This is a genomic window from Roseofilum acuticapitatum BLCC-M154 (assembly GCF_030068475.1).
GTDB classification, from domain to species: domain Bacteria; phylum Cyanobacteriota; class Cyanobacteriia; order Cyanobacteriales; family Desertifilaceae; genus Roseofilum; species Roseofilum acuticapitatum.
Window position 1 is genome coordinate 77,681 of sequence record NZ_JAQOSP010000087.1, and the last position, 15,263, is coordinate 92,943.

8 protein-coding genes and 3 pseudogenes are annotated in these 15,263 nt (G+C 46.9%); 4 read left to right on the top strand and 7 right to left on the bottom strand.

The genetic code is table 11. The annotated features are described in order from the left end of the window. Positions 1-2: 2 nt before the first annotated feature. From bicA to PMG71_RS23910, 4 genes and pseudogenes are all read right to left on the bottom strand, one after another. Complete coding sequence (gene bicA, locus PMG71_RS13065) at positions 3-1,679, bottom strand: bicarbonate transporter BicA (protein WP_283754137.1); 1,677 nt, start codon at positions 1,677-1,679, stop codon at positions 3-5. A gap of 475 nt (positions 1,680-2,154) precedes the next feature. Beyond that, positions 2,155-2,973 (bottom strand): tetratricopeptide repeat protein, encoded by an 819-nt coding sequence (locus tag PMG71_RS13070; protein WP_283754138.1) that lies wholly within the window; start codon positions 2,971-2,973, stop codon positions 2,155-2,157. A gap of 80 nt (positions 2,974-3,053) precedes the next feature. Next, a pseudogene (locus PMG71_RS23905) lies at positions 3,054-3,290 on the bottom strand (CHAT domain-containing protein); the annotation flags it as partial. Positions 3,291-3,353: 63 nt separating this feature from the next. Continuing rightward, positions 3,354-3,722, bottom strand: a pseudogene (locus PMG71_RS23910) (hypothetical protein); the annotation flags it as partial. Positions 3,723-3,962: 240 nt separating this feature from the next. On the opposite strand from PMG71_RS23910, the gene PMG71_RS13080 reads away from it, so the two are divergent. Further along, positions 3,963-4,706, top strand: a complete 744-nt coding sequence (locus PMG71_RS13080) for a DUF4114 domain-containing protein (protein ID WP_283754140.1) — start codon at positions 3,963-3,965, stop codon at positions 4,704-4,706. A 116-nt stretch (positions 4,707-4,822) separates the two neighbouring features. On the opposite strand, the gene tsaB is transcribed toward PMG71_RS13080, so the two are convergent. The 3 genes from tsaB to alaS form a co-directional block, all read right to left on the bottom strand. Beyond that, positions 4,823-5,422, bottom strand: a complete 600-nt coding sequence (tsaB, locus tag PMG71_RS13085; protein WP_283754141.1) for a tRNA (adenosine(37)-N6)-threonylcarbamoyltransferase complex dimerization subunit type 1 TsaB — start codon at positions 5,420-5,422, stop codon at positions 4,823-4,825. 193 nt (positions 5,423-5,615) lie between these two features. After that, the gene (locus PMG71_RS13090; RefSeq protein WP_283754142.1) at positions 5,616-10,217 is read right to left on the bottom strand and encodes a hypothetical protein; all 4,602 of its coding nucleotides are present in this window, start codon (positions 10,215-10,217) and stop codon (positions 5,616-5,618) included. A gap of 101 nt (positions 10,218-10,318) precedes the next feature. Beyond that, positions 10,319-12,955, bottom strand: coding sequence for an alanine--tRNA ligase (alaS, locus tag PMG71_RS13095; RefSeq protein ID WP_283754143.1), 2,637 nt, complete (start codon positions 12,953-12,955; stop codon positions 10,319-10,321). A 411-nt stretch (positions 12,956-13,366) separates the two neighbouring features. Here alaS and PMG71_RS13100 point away from each other — a divergent pair, with 411 nt between their 5' ends. The 3 genes and pseudogenes from PMG71_RS13100 to vapC all read left to right on the top strand — a co-directional run bounded on the left by PMG71_RS13100 (position 13,367) and on the right by vapC (position 14,911). Then, complete coding sequence (locus PMG71_RS13100; protein ID WP_283754144.1) at positions 13,367-13,879, top strand: REP-associated tyrosine transposase; 513 nt, start codon at positions 13,367-13,369, stop codon at positions 13,877-13,879. A 414-nt stretch (positions 13,880-14,293) separates the two neighbouring features. Then, positions 14,294-14,500 (top strand): AbrB/MazE/SpoVT family DNA-binding domain-containing protein, encoded by a 207-nt coding sequence (locus PMG71_RS13105; RefSeq protein WP_200669561.1) that lies wholly within the window; start codon positions 14,294-14,296, stop codon positions 14,498-14,500. 5 nt (positions 14,501-14,505) lie between these two features. After that, a pseudogene (vapC, locus tag PMG71_RS13110) lies at positions 14,506-14,911 on the top strand (type II toxin-antitoxin system tRNA(fMet)-specific endonuclease VapC). Positions 14,912-15,263 lie beyond the last annotated feature (352 nt).

The following is a 15,263-nucleotide window of genomic DNA, read 5'->3' on the forward strand; positions in this document are numbered from 1 at the left end:
ATTCAGCCAATCTGAGAGCCTTGTTGTTGCCGCACCATCTGTAAACCTTCCTTCAGTGCCGTTAGGCGATCGCCCATCCAGTGATGATCAGGAATTAAGCCAGCAATGCCCAGCTTTTCTAACCGCCGTTTTACCTTTCCAGTTGCCCCAACCACGATCGCCTCTCGTCCATCGTCGATCGCCTCTTGAATGGCATTCTCAATCGCCAAAGAAGAAGTCACACCCAGAATCGGCACTTCACTCAAATCGACAATTAATACATCATAACTGCCAATCGCCCCATGTTCTCTAGAAATGGCTTTAGCGACCCCAAAAATCATCGGCCCGCTCAAATGGAAGAGTAAAACCCGACCATTGGCCAGATCTAAAATTGCCTTTTCTTCCTCCGTCATGACAATCTGATCGTCGGCATCCGTAATCGCTTTCACGGACTGAGATTGCAGTTCATCTAGACGTTCAATGGTGAGAATATTGGCGATGAAAACACCCACGGCAACGGCTACCATTAAATCGACAAATACGGTCAGCAGAACCACACTGTAAACAATTCCGGCAGCCTTCCAAGAAATTTTGTGAACCCGTTTCAGAAAGCCCCAATCAATAATATCGATGCCCACTTTTAAGACAATTCCGGCTAACACAGCCAGAGGAATTCCTGAAGTTAACGGAGCGGCCCACAACACTACAATTAGTAACGCTAAAGCCCGACTAATTCCCGCTAAAGCCGTGCGTCCCCCCGCTTGAATACTGACCACTGTGGCAGTGGTGGCCCCAGAACCAGCAATTCCGCCGCATAAACCAGTCATTAAATTGGCGATCCCTTGACCGATTAACTCCTTATTCGATTGATGTTCAGTCCGAGTCAAGCTATCGGCCACCAGACAAGTTAAGAGGCAATCAATAGAACCCACCATACCTAACACCATGGCATTGACGAACATTAACCGCAGAGTGCCTGGGGTAAATGTGGGTAAGTGTAGTTCTGGCAAACCGGGGGTAATTTCTCCGATAGTGGCGATCGTGCGGATATCTAGATCTCGAAAGAACAGCAAAGAAATCCCCGTACCAATTACCAAAGCTACCAGTTGAGGCGGCATCAGTTTTTTCAGTTTTGATGGATAAAAGAACAAAATTCCTAGGGTAATCCACCCTAAGAATGTTTCCCAGGGACTGAGATTAGTAATTAATTCAGGGAATGCCTTAATGACACCAATCACACCACCCGGAGGCGTTTCTTGACCGATAAAGGGAGCAATTTGTAGAAAAATTAGAATCACGCCAATTCCAGTCATAAATCCGGAAATGACGTTATACGGAAGCATGGTAATATACTTGCCCAATCGCAGGACACCGAAGAGGATTTGAAAGACTCCCGCCATCATCACCACGGTAAAGGCCATGGCTAGACCCGTTTCTGGGTTATTGGCCATTAATTCAGCGATGACGGCCGTGATAATGACGGTCATCGGCCCGGTGGGTTCGGAGATGAGGCTGGGAGCGCCGCCAAATAAAGAGGCGAAAAATCCGATCAGTATCGCCCCCCATAATCCGGCAGAAGCTCCAGCGCCGGAGGCAATGCCGAAAGCCAGGGCCATTGGTAAGGCGACTACGGCGGCAGTTAGACCTCCGAAAATATCTCCTTTGAGGTTTCGGAAGTGGATGGTATTGGTAATTTTCATGAACAGTGTTCCTTAATCAGAGTATGATGCTGAAGCGATCGCCGCCCAGTTCACCCCTGCTAAAACTAATATCAAATCTGAATAATCAGTAGCTAGTCTAAATGAATTATGCAACTCGAAATGCCCTCTCCCTCAATCCCTCTCCCGCAGGAGAAGGGGGTAGGGGGATGAGGGGCAGTCGTTTATAACTCATTTAAGTTTGCTATATCTTTAATTTAACCGATGTTGATCTCTAACTAAAAGTTCTCTCTTATAGCGCTTCGCGCTAGGGAATGGGGAAGAATCCCTAATATCAAATCTATTTATTTACGCTTGCTGTTCTCTGTAGGGGCGGGTTATACCCAAATCTTGTAGACTGACAACCATTTTTGTATTCATGTCCGCTTGCGGAAACCCGCACGAATCGCACCCAGGTCTCTACAGTACACAGAAAGTAGCAACCATTTAAGGATTTGATATTAGTTCCTCCTTTCCTTTAATAAAGAGCTGAAACCAACTTTTTACGATACTCTTGAGTCAAGGGATGATCGCTTCCCAAACAATCAAATAATGCCAACATCCCCTTACGTCCAGCATCCTGTTGATAGGATCGGTGTTGCTCAACAAAATAGAGCAAGCTTTCAAGTGCCCCTTCATAATCCTGAGCCAATACCTGACGACAGGCTTCAACGAATTTCCGATCTAACTCTCTTTCCATGGGCAAACTAGCATAACGTTGGAAATATAATAATCCCTTCATAGACTGAGCTTTAGCAAACGCTTCAGGATTATCTTTACTCACCGTCATCAGCATTTTTTCTGCCTGTTCAAACTGACCCAAATGGGTCAGGAATTCAGCCGCCACTAATACCACTCTAGGATCTTGAGGATAGTTTTCAAACAACCGATCTAAAGTCAATTTTACTTGCGGATACTGTTTTTCAGAAATTAAGACCTGAATGCTCTCTAAATCTTTTTCTAAGGAAGATTGCAGATTAAACTTAGATAGCATTTCTCGAATTCTCGCTTCGGGTAATGCCCCCACAAACCCCGGAATCACCTCTCCCTGATGAACCATCCGAATATCAGGAACCCCTTCCACATGGTAGCGATTCGCCAACTCTGGATTTTGATCGATATCGATCTTCGCTAAGGTAATATCATATTCAACTGCCAGCTTTTCTAAAATCGGCTTAATCATTTGACAAGGGCCGCACCAAGTAGCAAAAAAATCGAGCAAGACGGGTTGTTGATAGGAAAGCTCTAAGACTTCTGAGGCAAAATTTTCTGCATTAATAGCAATAGCCTGTTCCATGGGGTTCTTCTCCTTGATGATTGATCGGCGTATCCATTATCTCAAGTTTAGTTCTAAAGATAGATATTTTTTGGGAAGTTTTAATGAATGGTTTTTCCTTCACCTACTAATGTGAAAGCAGCCCAAGCTTTAGGATTAGGAAAGGTTTCCATAGTGGCTAACATGGCTTGACGCAAGGCAGAAGCGCGGTTATCGGTTTGTGGTAATTCGCGATAAAAGGCTTGCATGAGTTCGGAGGTGGGGGCATCGGGCACTGCCCATAAGGAGACTAACACGCTAGGGGTTCCTGCCGCAATCAGGGAGCGAGATAGGCCAATATCCTCAATTTGATTTCCCGACAACAATAAAAAACTAAGCTGACTGAAATTCCCCAAGGGCGTAATATCCCGAATCTGATTAAAACTCAAATTCAGCCCCTTCAAATGCGTCAAACTCGACAACGGTGCAATATCTTCAATCTCTCGGTTGATTAAATCCAGACTAATAAACTCCCCTAAAACCTGCTGCGCTTCCCCACAGTCTGAGGTTTCCGCCATCTGCAATAACACAGACACCGTATGCTTTTGAGCATCAGAAATACTCCGATCCTCGCACCAATCCTGAAAAGATCGTACCTGAGCTACGGAAGAGTTGCCTAGGGGAAAACCGACCCACAAGCCCGAAACCACAACCGTACAGAGTGTGCTTAAATAAACTTTTGTAGCCTTGAAACTCACCATGATTGTCTCCTTACTCCCTATATTGTCCATAAATTCCCCATAAATTATGAAGTCTTTATAAAAGATTCAAACAAGTCTCGCCCAAAATCAAGAGAAACTACGGAAGACAAATCTCTGTATTGATTCTTATAATAGATTGTAACAATAGAAATTCCCAAGGGTGCATGGAAGAGCAGATATCCTATCTTAATTATTGATCGTCATCAAGTTCTTCCCTACAGTATTGACAAAATGTTTACTACTAAGTTTCTACAAAACGGAGTTGATCCCATGAAATCCCACACTGCTCATTACCTAGCCCTTGCTACTGCTACAGCTACAGCTTTGCTATCTGCCCCCTCGGCCTATGCACTCTCCTTAAGATCTGACTTATTTAATACCTTTAACTCAATGGTCAGACAAGAACGCCTGCAAATGGAAGATAGTGCTGCGAGTCTGTTCGAGTTAGACCCAGCAACCTTACGCTGGACTCAAGGAGCAGATTCCGTTGATGTGTTCTTTATCAATGAAGGGGCAGTATTCCGTAATCAACTGCTCTACTCTGCTAATGGTGGAGCAGCACAAATGATTTTTGATGATATTGCTTCTCCAGACAGTATCATCAAAGAAGCAGATGGGCCCATGGAGTTAGGGGAAGGGGTAAGCTTGGGAACCTTTGCAGGTGATACTTCCCTGAATTTTATGATTGAAGCTGACGGCGCACGGAAAGAGAATGGTCATATCTATGGTGCTGATGTTGCACTGAATCCTGATGATTTGCAGCATGTTGTTGCCTATGAATACTTTGATAACGTTGAGAAGGAAAATTGGGTTATTTTAGGGTTTGAAGACCTTTTCGGAGTTCATATTGATGAGGGCGGATGGTCAGATAGGGATTTCAACGATGTAGTGATTGCTGTTCGGGGAATTACTGGAACTGGAGTTTCCGTTCCCGAACCTTCCAGCACTGCGGCGGTTTTAGGATTAGCTGCATTCGGGATGGCAGGTCTGCGTAAAATCAAGAAAGTAGGTTGAGCAACAGTTAATCTACTCTGAAACTAAAGAGTAGACACTGAAAAGATCGGGTGTAGGGGTGAACGGCCGTTCACCCCTACAGATTTTTTAAACGCCCAGCGCTGTATTTCTCTAGATTACGCCACTGGATGTTGTCCGTAAAAAGGTAATGCATCAGTCCAACTGGGGCGCTCTTCCTGTTTCCAGCCTAATTCCGCCAACTCTAACACAGGAACAACGGTTTCACCTAAATCTGAGGGAGTCTGAATTAAGGGATAGGAATGCTGCTCTAAGGTCTTTTTCCAGCCTTCCGGGGTAAAGACTTGATCGGGAATTAGGGGAATAATAGGATAGGTATTAACCTGATAGATGGCTCCAAAGCACTGTCCCCGTTGGGCGGGCATTTCTACGGCTATCACTGGGTGTTGCTCTCGCTGCGACCAGGCTACAGCCCCTAGGGTAGATATGGCAAACAGGGGGAGATTAAGCTGTTGGGCTAGGGTGCGAGCGGTGACCATTCCCAGACGAGTCCCGGTAAAGCCACCGGGGCCTTTGGCGACGGCTAACCAGTTTAAGTCTTGCCACTTCAGGGGTTGAATGAAGGTTCCGAGTAAATGGTGCAGTTGGCTGGAGGTTTGATGGCCAAGGTTCCAGGTTTGAGAGCGGGTGTTTCTGGTTTGGTCTTGGAGGGCTAAACCAAGTTGGGGGCTGGTGGTATGGAGGGCTAGACCGGGCATAGGGTTGAGTAATGGGTTGAGTAATCAGTGAGATTTTAAGCGATTGTGTCTTAAAGTGTTGATTTTCAAGGCTTGCCAGCAGAGTGCTTTAACTGACGTTATTTTACCAGCGAGCGAGACGCTCGCACTTCCCAGAATCTAATGCACCCAATTAAAAGGAAAGGGAGATTTATAGAGCTTCGCGCTATATCCATCATTCCCAGTGTTGTAGTTCTTGGAACCAGGCTTGGATTTGGTCGCGCCGGGTTTCAAAGGTGGCGGCAATCCAGATGAGGGAAATTCCGACTCCTAGGGCGACTAACCATTTGGAGAAGGGATAGTCGAAAATGAGTAAACCTAATTGATAGAAAACATTGAGTAAAAAGGTGAGGGTTCCGACATAGAGAAAGGCGCGAGTTTTGAGGGAGAGTCCGGCGAAAATGGTGAGTAAACTGAGGGTTCCGGTGAGTGTGCCAATCCATTGTTGGGCAGTGAAGGAGATTAAGCTGATGATGACAGAAATTAGGGTGCGGAGGTTGTGGCGAAGTTTGCGGTTTTGGGGAGATTTGAGGAAGGGGTCAATTTGGATGATGTAGAGGAGGGAAAGGCTGAGGGTGAGGCTATACCAGAAGATTTCGGTGATGGGAACTTGGAGAAAATATCGCCAGATGAGCCAGTTGAGGACGGCTACAGTGAGGTAGGTAAAGCGGATTTGTTTGCTGGCGATCGCCAATCCGATATAATAAGCCGCAATCACCACTAAGCTGGCTTGATTCAAAATAGCGGGATTTTCCAACATGGCATACAAGGGAATCACAATGCCGGCCAGTTGCCAAGGGCGTTTTGACCAGCCCCAGGTTTGCCAAGGGAGGAAGTAGAGAAAGTAGGCAAATAGGGTGGCAATGGCTCCTTTCCATGGGACTAAGGGGCCGCCTAAGAGTTGGGCAATGGGGGTATTTAGCCAGTAGATTCGCATTCCGACAGCTTGTAAAAAGCCGAGATAGACCCATAATTCTTGGGGTGTGACCTTTCCTATGGGAGATGTGCCCTCTCCCCCAACCCCCTCTCCCACGGGAGAGGGGGCTATATGACTACGACCTTGGCTGATGGCGTAGAGAACTAGGGTTGCACCGGTGGCAAATCCTAGGGTCATTCCTTTTTGAATGGGGTTAAAGGTGGCGATGATGAGGAGGAGGCTAGAGGCGAACCAATGGAGATGACAAAGGGAGCGAAATTCTCTAGGGGTGAGGTGGAAATAGGGGCGTAAAAATTTCCCTAATAGGCGATAGGCGTAGAGGATGCCACTGCCTAGGGTTGCCATGAGAATGAGTCCATCGCCGGTTGCTCCTGGGGGTTGCAAGGAGAGTTGATAAAAGAGGAGTTCATAGGCGCAAGCGGTGATTCCAGCGAGGGCAAGATAAATGAGGGGTTTGAATTGGGGCGATCGCTTGCCAATGCCGAGGATAATGATGGCTAGGGCTAGGGTGGTGATTCCTGTCCAACTGGAAAGGGTTCCCCAACGGAGCAGGGCCCCCAATATGCCATAGGTTAGGGGGATAATGTGCCAGGCTGCGGCAAAATTCTGGGATGCACTGGGCTGTTTTGCACTCCACCAGTCGCCGAATAATTGAGCGCCTAAGCCCAAAATGAGGTTAACGACGGCAAGGTTAATGATGGGTGATTCAAAACTTGCCAGAGTTTCGACGGCTAATAGTTCAATTGTCCATCCGATCGCCCATAATTTCCAGTTGCTGATTGTAGGGGCGGGTTCACCGGTTTTTTGGCTATTTTCCCAAAATCTGGATAAACCCGCCCTTACGGAATGATCGGGATTTTGGGTTTGACTATCTGGGGCGGGTTCACCGGTTTTTTGGCTATTTTCCCCAAATCTGGATAAACCCGCCCCTACGGGATGACGGGAGCGTTTGGTTTGGCTGTAGAGAAGGGCGATAAAGAGCAGAATTAAGCTAATAAAAACGGTGGTTTGGGAGGGGATAATGTGGGTGTAAACGAGGACGGAATGGAGGGTGAGGAGGGTTAAGCAAAAGAGGCAGAGGGCGATCGCCCATCCCTGGAAACTTTTACGATAGAGTCGGGTTAACTGCCGTTGCCATGCCTGTTTACCCAAGCGCAGATTTTTGGCTGCTATCCATAATCCTAGAACATTGACTGCACCGACGATCCACCAAGCAGTTGAGGGAATATCGATCCAGTCGGAGAGGATGACGCGCTCGGTGACTAAGCCTAAGCCAACAGTCATGGCAGTCAGGTAAATTTTAGGAGAATAGCGACTATGAGCGATGAAAATCAGGGTGGCAACCAGTAAACTTAAACCCCTGAAATCGAATACTTGCATCGTCGGTAAGACTGCCACCATCACAGCCGCGCTACTCCATCCGATGGCGGTGGGTTGGGGTTTGGGATACCAACTGCGATAGGCGGTTGCACCACTGAGGAGCATACTGGTACTGATGGAGAGCGTGTTGGGACTGAGTAAATCTTGACTTACCCAAGTTCCTTGAAGGGTGAGAACTGTTCCGCAGAGGGCGATCGCCCAAATATCTAAAGCTTGAGTGTAATGGGAGATACTTTTGGGTAAGGTATAATAACGGATTGCCCATAATCCACAAACGGCGATCGCCCCAATCATCAACCATAGGGTATCCATCAGGGGAGGCATTCCGGGAATGAAATCCCACAGCGTTAAGCCTAGGGTACTTAAGGCACAACCGATGGTAAGGGTAGCAGTGGCAACATTAGCCAGTTTACGGGTATTGAATACCATAATGAGAGTCGCAACTGCCAGCCCAAAAACGCGCCATCCTGGAGTTTCAAATACCAAGGTTTGAGATAAAAAAAGCATTGCTATACTGAATTTAGGCGTAAGCTCCCTTTTGTAGGAATGGGGCGAATAGCTAATCAGAGTCAGGGTTGCAGGGATAGTGAGCCAAGTGAGATGACTTAGAGTAAAGTGATACTCTTTTAGAGTAGAGAACAGCAGCAAATAGGCGATCGCCCCTAATCCGAATCCAATTAACCAAGCACTTTGTTTCCAGATTTTTTGATACTCATTTGCTTCTGGCGAAAAACGCAGATCGGAAAACCACCATTCCATCACCGTAATTGCCAGTAAGATGAGCGCCCAAGTGTTTAAGCTTAAGTCAGAGTTAATATAATAGATGATGCTCAAAACTAGAGCTAATCCGGTTAAGTGATTCAGATAAACCAGCAAGTAAAACGAATGCAAAATTTGCAGATCGTATCGCCGCTTGGTTACCCACATCACCAGAAAAATGAGGTTAGTTAAACAAAAAATCCGTAAAATAGAATTAGGGAAACTGAAGATTAGTAAGCTAATGCCCAATCCTAGAGCGACAAACTCAGAAAAATGGGCGAGTTTCGGTTGTTCCCGTCGATAGAAGCGATCGCCCATATTAACGATCCAAATCAGGTAAGGCAGTCCAATCAGACTAACAAGGGCGATCGGAGAATCTTGGGCTTGGGTGATTTGTATCATTGCCTCTATAATCTGGGTTTGGGTGATTTGAGGAATAAAACTCCAAACCAGAATAGAAAGTTGAGCTATAATCAGCCATAAAATCACCAGATCGCGCCGTTTTTGCCAGCGAGTGATAAACTGTTGGTAGATTTGTACGGCGATCAAACTAATCATTACCCCTTGCCAAGGAAAGCTTACCCAGATAGAAACTAACCAAGCAAAAAACAGGAGACTTAAGCCCAGTCTATTAATCGATTTATGGTAGTGAGAACGATGGGTAAACGAGAGCCAAATGGCGAACGTTCCGCAGAGGGCGATCGCTAATCCTAAATGGGGTAAAATAACCCCTTGCACAAAGATCGCCCGAAAGATGAGAATACTTATCGCATAAAGGCTTAAGCGGCTTAGTTGCAGCGTTTGTTTTAACGAATGTTCCGGATATTGAAATTGATTGACATAGAATCCTAAGCTGCCAATTGTTGCCAAGTAGACGGAAAAAATAGGGAAGTTCGGGATACCCCAGCCCCAATGGAGAAAACTAGCAAAGCAGTAAATCAGAAAGGGGAAATAAACCCGGCTTTCACTCTGCCATAGGGAGCCAGCAATGACAGTTAAATAGACTGCCGATCCGATACTCGCCAAGGCATTAAGAGGATGACTCCATAAGCCAAAGTCATCCATCGCCCAAAAATTGACGGGAATTAAGAGCAACGTCACCAATTTTAGGGCTTGTGACGTTAACCTTAAATTCTCTTTCTGGCTGGCTAAACGACTAATAAACCAAAATAAAGAGGTATATCCTAACAGTACCCCATATTGGATAAGGGCGGGGAAATTTTCCCATTGACTGGCGGCAAATACTCCAGAGGAGAGAACGACCAGAAATAAACCTAAGAATAATAACCAGCGCACGCTTATTTCAGCTTTCAAAGAGTCTAAGCGTTGCCCAATCCAACTGGGTTTAGGAATGAGTTTTGGCTGAGGAAGACTGGGTGCAGTGTTTAGAACTGGCTCTGATTCAATTAGGGGTTGATTGGCAACGGGAGGCGCGATCGCTTGGGGTTCTGGAAGGGGAGAACAGAGATGATTACGGGCAATTCGTTTGACTAAGCGATCATTAATTAATCCTAAGTGTAAGCCCATTTCTAATCCTTCTAGAAAATGGGGATGATGGGTATCAACTTTCAAGCAAAGATAGACGGAATCCTCGGTTAAAATTCCCAAATCTTGCCAAACTTTCAAGCCTTGGAGCAGAGCAGGGATAGGTAAGGCTGGATCTAGCTTAATTTCAACGATCGACTCAGGAATAGGAGCCATAGTTTGATGTGCGGTTAGGATAGCACCGATTGTAACAGTTAGGGCGGCGATCGCTAAAAAGTCCCTCTCGGAGTGGGAAAGGGACTATGTTTAATCTGGGCTTAGAGGGCTGCTTTTAATTGGGTTTTCGCTGTTTCTAAAGCAGTGGATAATTGACTCGGATCGCGTCCTCCGGCTTGGGCTAAATTGGGTCGTCCACCGCCTCCACCGCCGCAAATTTTGGCAATTTGACCGATAAATTTACCGGCTTGTAAGCCCTTTTGATTGACGGATTTACTAAAGGCTGCCACTAAGCTGACTTTATCGGCTTCAGGAACAGAACCTAAGACGACAGCACCATCACCGAGCTTTTGCAATAACCGTTCGGCGGCTGTTTTTAGGGAATTGGGATCGACATCGAGTTGGGCGACTAAGATCTGAAAATTGTCCACAGATTCCGCTTGGGAGAGCAACTGATCGGATTTGGCGATCGCCAATTCTCCCTGTACCTTTTCCAGTTGTTTCTGTGTCGCTTTTAACTCCGTTTGCAGACTGCTCACCCGCTCTACCAACTCCTCCGGTTTGGCTTTAAAGCGATCGCCCAATTCCCGAACTACCGCATCCCGCACTTGCAGATACTCGCGCACCGCAGCCCCGGAAACCGCCTCAATCCGGCGCACACCGGCAGAAATACCGGTTTCGGAAATAATCTTAAACAAGCCAATTTCCGCCGTATTCTGCACATGGGTTCCCCCGCACAGCTCCATGGACACCCCTGGATAGTCCACTACGCGCACCGTATCGCCATATTTCTCCCCAAACATGGCGGTTGCGCCCTTATCCTTGGCTTCATTCAAGGACATAATTTGCACATCAGAATTGTGCGCTTCACTGATCCAAGTATTCACCCGGTCTTCAATTTGCTCTAATTCCTGAGCAGTCAGAGCGCGGGGACAGTTGAAATCAAAGCGCAGACGGTCAAAGTTGACCAAAGACCCCGCTTGACCAATCTCCGGATCGACAATTTCCTTCAATGCCGCTTGTAACAAATGAGTCGCCGTATGGTTGGCTTGGGCCCGCATCCGGCAAGCGCGATCGATCTGCGCGGTTACCGAGTCTCCCCGGTTCGCGGTTCCCCGTTCAATGCGGCCAAAATGGACAAAGAAATCGGACTCTTTTTGCACATCTTCAATACGGATGAGCAGATCTGAACCGGAGAGATAGCCGCGATCGCCCACTTGTCCCCCGGATTCTGCGTAAAATGGCGTTTGATCCAATACAATTTGTACCTGCATCCCCGCTTCCGCAACTTCTACGGATTTTCCGTCCACCAAAAGCGCCTGAATTTCCGCCATCCCCGACCGTTCCGTATATCCCGTAAACTGAGTCGGATGGATATGTTCAGCCAACTGATCCAAAGACCCCTGCACCATCAAATCAATGGTTTCATGGGCCCCTTGGGAAGTCTCAATTTGCTGCTGCATGGCTGCTTCAAAGCCTTCTTGATCCACGGTTAACCCTTGTTCTTCGGCTATTTCCATGGTCAATTCTAGGGGGAAACCATAGGTATCATAGAGCTTAAACGCATCTTCTCCGGCAATTTCCGTTTTACGCTCTTTTAGCACCTTCTCCACAATCTCTTGTAACAGCTTTTCACCCCGTTCTAGGGTGGTCAAAAAGCGCGATTCTTCCTGCTGTAATTGCGATTTAATCAGGGTTTCCCGCTCTCGCACATTCGGATAAGCGCTTTCGGAAAGGGCGATCGCCACTTCTGCTACTTTTTCCGTAAATAATGCCGTAATTCCCAACAACCGGCCATGACGCACCACCCGACGAATTAACCGGCGCAAAATATAGCCCCGGCCAATATTCGAGGCACTCACCCCATCGGCAATTAAATGCACTACTGCTCGCACATGATCGCCAATGACTTTGAGGGAAACTTTCGTTTTTTCATCACTGTTATGATACTCAATTCCCGCACACTGGGCTGCTGCTTCAATAATCGGAAAAATCAAATCCGTCTCATAATTATTCGGCACACCCTGGAGAATTTGTGCCATCCGCTCCAACCCCATTCCCGTGTCAATATTTTGGTTTTGTAGCGGCGTTAAATTCCCTTCTGCGTCCCGGTTATATTGCATAAAAACCAGGTTATAGAACTCAATAAACCGGCTATCATCTTCTAGATCTAAGGTTTCATCGCCCAATTCCGGGTGAAAATCATAGTAAATTTCCGAACAGGGGCCGCAGGGGCCAGTGGGGCCAGATTTCCAGAAGTTATCCTCTTCTCCCATGCGCTGAATGCGATAAGCGGGAATGCCAATTTGATCGCGCCAGATAGCAAAGGCTTCATCATCATCCCGGAAAACACTGACGACCAAGCGTTCTGGGGGCAGTTTAAATACTTTGGTGGAGAGTTCCCAAGCATAGGCGATCGCCTTTTCCTTAAAATAATCCCCAAAGCTAAAGTTACCCAACATCTCAAAAAAGGTATGATGCCGTGCTGTGCGTCCCACATTTTCGATATCATTGGTGCGGATACACTTCTGAGAAGTCGTAGCACGGGGCACTTCAGCCGCACGTTGCCCCAAAAAGATGGGCTTAAACTGCAACATACCGGCGATCGTTAATAATACGGTCGGATCTTCCGGAATGAGGGACGCGCTCGGTAAAATCTTGTGAGAGCGCTGCTGATAAAAATCGAGAAACGTTTGCCGAATTTCAGCACCGCTTAGGGGTTGACCAGATGAAGCCATAGCAGTTTCCAAGTTATAATACATCTTTATTTTAAGAGAAACCTGGCACGCGATCGCCCAGTGGAGGCGGTGCGTTGCGGCTAGGTCAATATTTTTCGTGAAAACCGATGATTTATCGATGCCGCAACACACCCTACCGGGGCGACACCATAATGGGTAGGGTGTGTTATGCGGTCAGAAAATGTCAATGGTTACAAATCAATCATATTTCCGCATAACGCACCATCCACGGAACGCCGAATTCAATTTTGGGTTAAATTCACATATTTATTGATGGGGTTTGTTGGTGGGGGTGGTGCGTTGCGGCTAGGTTAATATTTTTCGGCAAAACCCATAATTTATCGATGCCGCAACGCACCGCCGACAAAGTACCTATCATAATAATATTATCGCAAGTTTCGACGGATTACAATGGCAGAATATCGGCGAGAATATTGGCAGGGGGCAACCTATTTTTTTACACAGGTGACGTGCGATCGCCAGCCGTGGCTGTGCGACGATATTGCGAGGGTAGCGTTGCGACAGGCGATCGAAAAAGTTCGCCTAAAACGCCCGTTTCAAATTGATGCTTTTGTCTTATTACCCGACCATTTTCATTGTCTGTGGACACTACCGGAAAACGACGGGGATTTTTCAACGCGAATGCGTTTGGTGAAAAGTGACGTGACCAGATCGATTGGCGATCGCTTGAATTTGGAGACGAAAACAACGCGATCGCGAGAAGCCCGTCGGGAACGAAATTTATGGCAACGGCGGTTTTGGGAACATCGGGTACGGGACGAAGAAGAATTTGCCGCCTATTGCGATTATATTCATATTAACCCGGTGAAACATGGGTTATGTAAATCACCAACAGATTGGCCGTGGTCAACCATTCATCGGTTTATTCGACAAGGCATTTATCCCCCCAATTGGGGCAGGTAGGGTGTGTTGCGGCATCGATAAATCATGGGTTTTCACCCAAATATCGACATCGCCGCAACGCACCACCCCCACCAACAAATCCCATCAATAAATATGTGAATTCAACCCAAAATTGAATTCGGCGTTCCGTGGATGGTGTCGCCCCCGGTAGGGTGTGTTGCGGCATCGATCGCGGGTTTTTCACGAAAATATTAACCTGGCCGCAACGCACCGCCGACAAACCCCATTGATAAACGATGATGTTGAAAAAAATCGAATTCGGGGTTCCGTGGATGGTACGATAATGATGTCAGAAACGATCGTAATGGTGGAAATGTGGGGGCGGTACCCTGCGGCGATTTTCATTTTCTGGTGGGACACGAAGGTTTATTATTGCCATAACACACCCCTACTAATTTATCTAGGAGAAAAGTAATGACATTGCGCGAGCAGCTTTTGGACGAGATTAGGCAGCTACCCGAACAAAAGGTGGCGGATGTTTTACATTGGGTGCGTCAACTTCGGGAGCAAGAGCGATTTGATTGGGATGCGTGGTGGATGAGCTTTGGGGCTATTTCAGATGATTTTATGAGCGATCGCAACCAACCCAGTTTACCGCAGCATGATGATTGGTGTGAGTAAGGCGCATGAAGTATTTACTGGATACTAATATTTGTATTTACATCATGAAACAACGCCCAGAATCGGTTTTGCAACGCTTTCATGTCATGAATCAGAACGATTTAGGATTATCGATCGCTCTGGGTTGCAGAGTTGGAATACGGCATTGCGAAAAGTCAGAATCGACCCCTTAACCGAAGTCGGTTGGATAATTTTCGTCGGCCATTTCAAGTCGTTGGCTTGAGTGATGAAGATGTGCGAGTATTTGGAGAAATTCGGGCTGATTTGGAACAGCGCGGTACACCAATTGGCGCTTACGATCTACTGATTGCAGCGCAGGCAAAAAGCCGAGATTTGGTTTTGGTGACGAACAATATGCGCGAGTTCGAGCGAGTTTCCGGTTTGAGGCTGGAGAATTGGGTTGATGTTTGAAATCTGTGGACGGTGCGTGACGCGGATATTCCATTAATCTGACAATGCACCCCATTTTCCACCGCGTCACACACCCTCCCGAAAATGTGTGGAAATCGGTTGCGGCGTTTCCCAAAAACCCCGGTAGGGTGTGTTGCGGCATCGATAAATCATGGATTTTCACGACAAATATTGACATCGCCGTAACGCACCGCCCCCACCGACAAATTCCATCAATACAGCGCTTTGCGCTGTATTGGTGGACAGTAGGAAAAGATCCCCCCTTGCCCCCCTTAAAAAGGGGGGAATAGGAAAGTCCCCCTTTTTAAGGGGGATTTAGGGGGATCAAGATGTCCCACATAACAGCGAAAAC

Bases quoted from the DNA above. Each gene is read 5' to 3' on its own strand.
- PMG71_RS13090 (WP_283754142.1), bottom strand. From the start codon at position 10,217: ATGGCTCCTATTCCTGAGTCGATCGTTGAAATTAAGCTAGATCCAGCC.
- tsaB (WP_283754141.1), bottom strand. From the start codon at position 5,422: ATGCCCGGTCTAGCCCTCCATACCACCAGCCCCCAACTTGGTTTAGCC.
- PMG71_RS13100 (WP_283754144.1), top strand. From the start codon at position 13,367: ATGGCAGAATATCGGCGAGAATATTGGCAGGGGGCAACCTATTTTTTT.
- PMG71_RS13105 (WP_200669561.1), top strand. From the start codon at position 14,294: ATGACATTGCGCGAGCAGCTTTTGGACGAGATTAGGCAGCTACCCGAA.
- bicA (WP_283754137.1), bottom strand. From the start codon at position 1,679: ATGAAAATTACCAATACCATCCACTTCCGAAACCTCAAAGGAGATATT.
- alaS (WP_283754143.1), bottom strand. From the start codon at position 12,955: ATGGCTTCATCTGGTCAACCCCTAAGCGGTGCTGAAATTCGGCAAACG.
- PMG71_RS13080 (WP_283754140.1), top strand. From the start codon at position 3,963: ATGAAATCCCACACTGCTCATTACCTAGCCCTTGCTACTGCTACAGCT.
- PMG71_RS13070 (WP_283754138.1), bottom strand. From the start codon at position 2,973: ATGGAACAGGCTATTGCTATTAATGCAGAAAATTTTGCCTCAGAAGTC.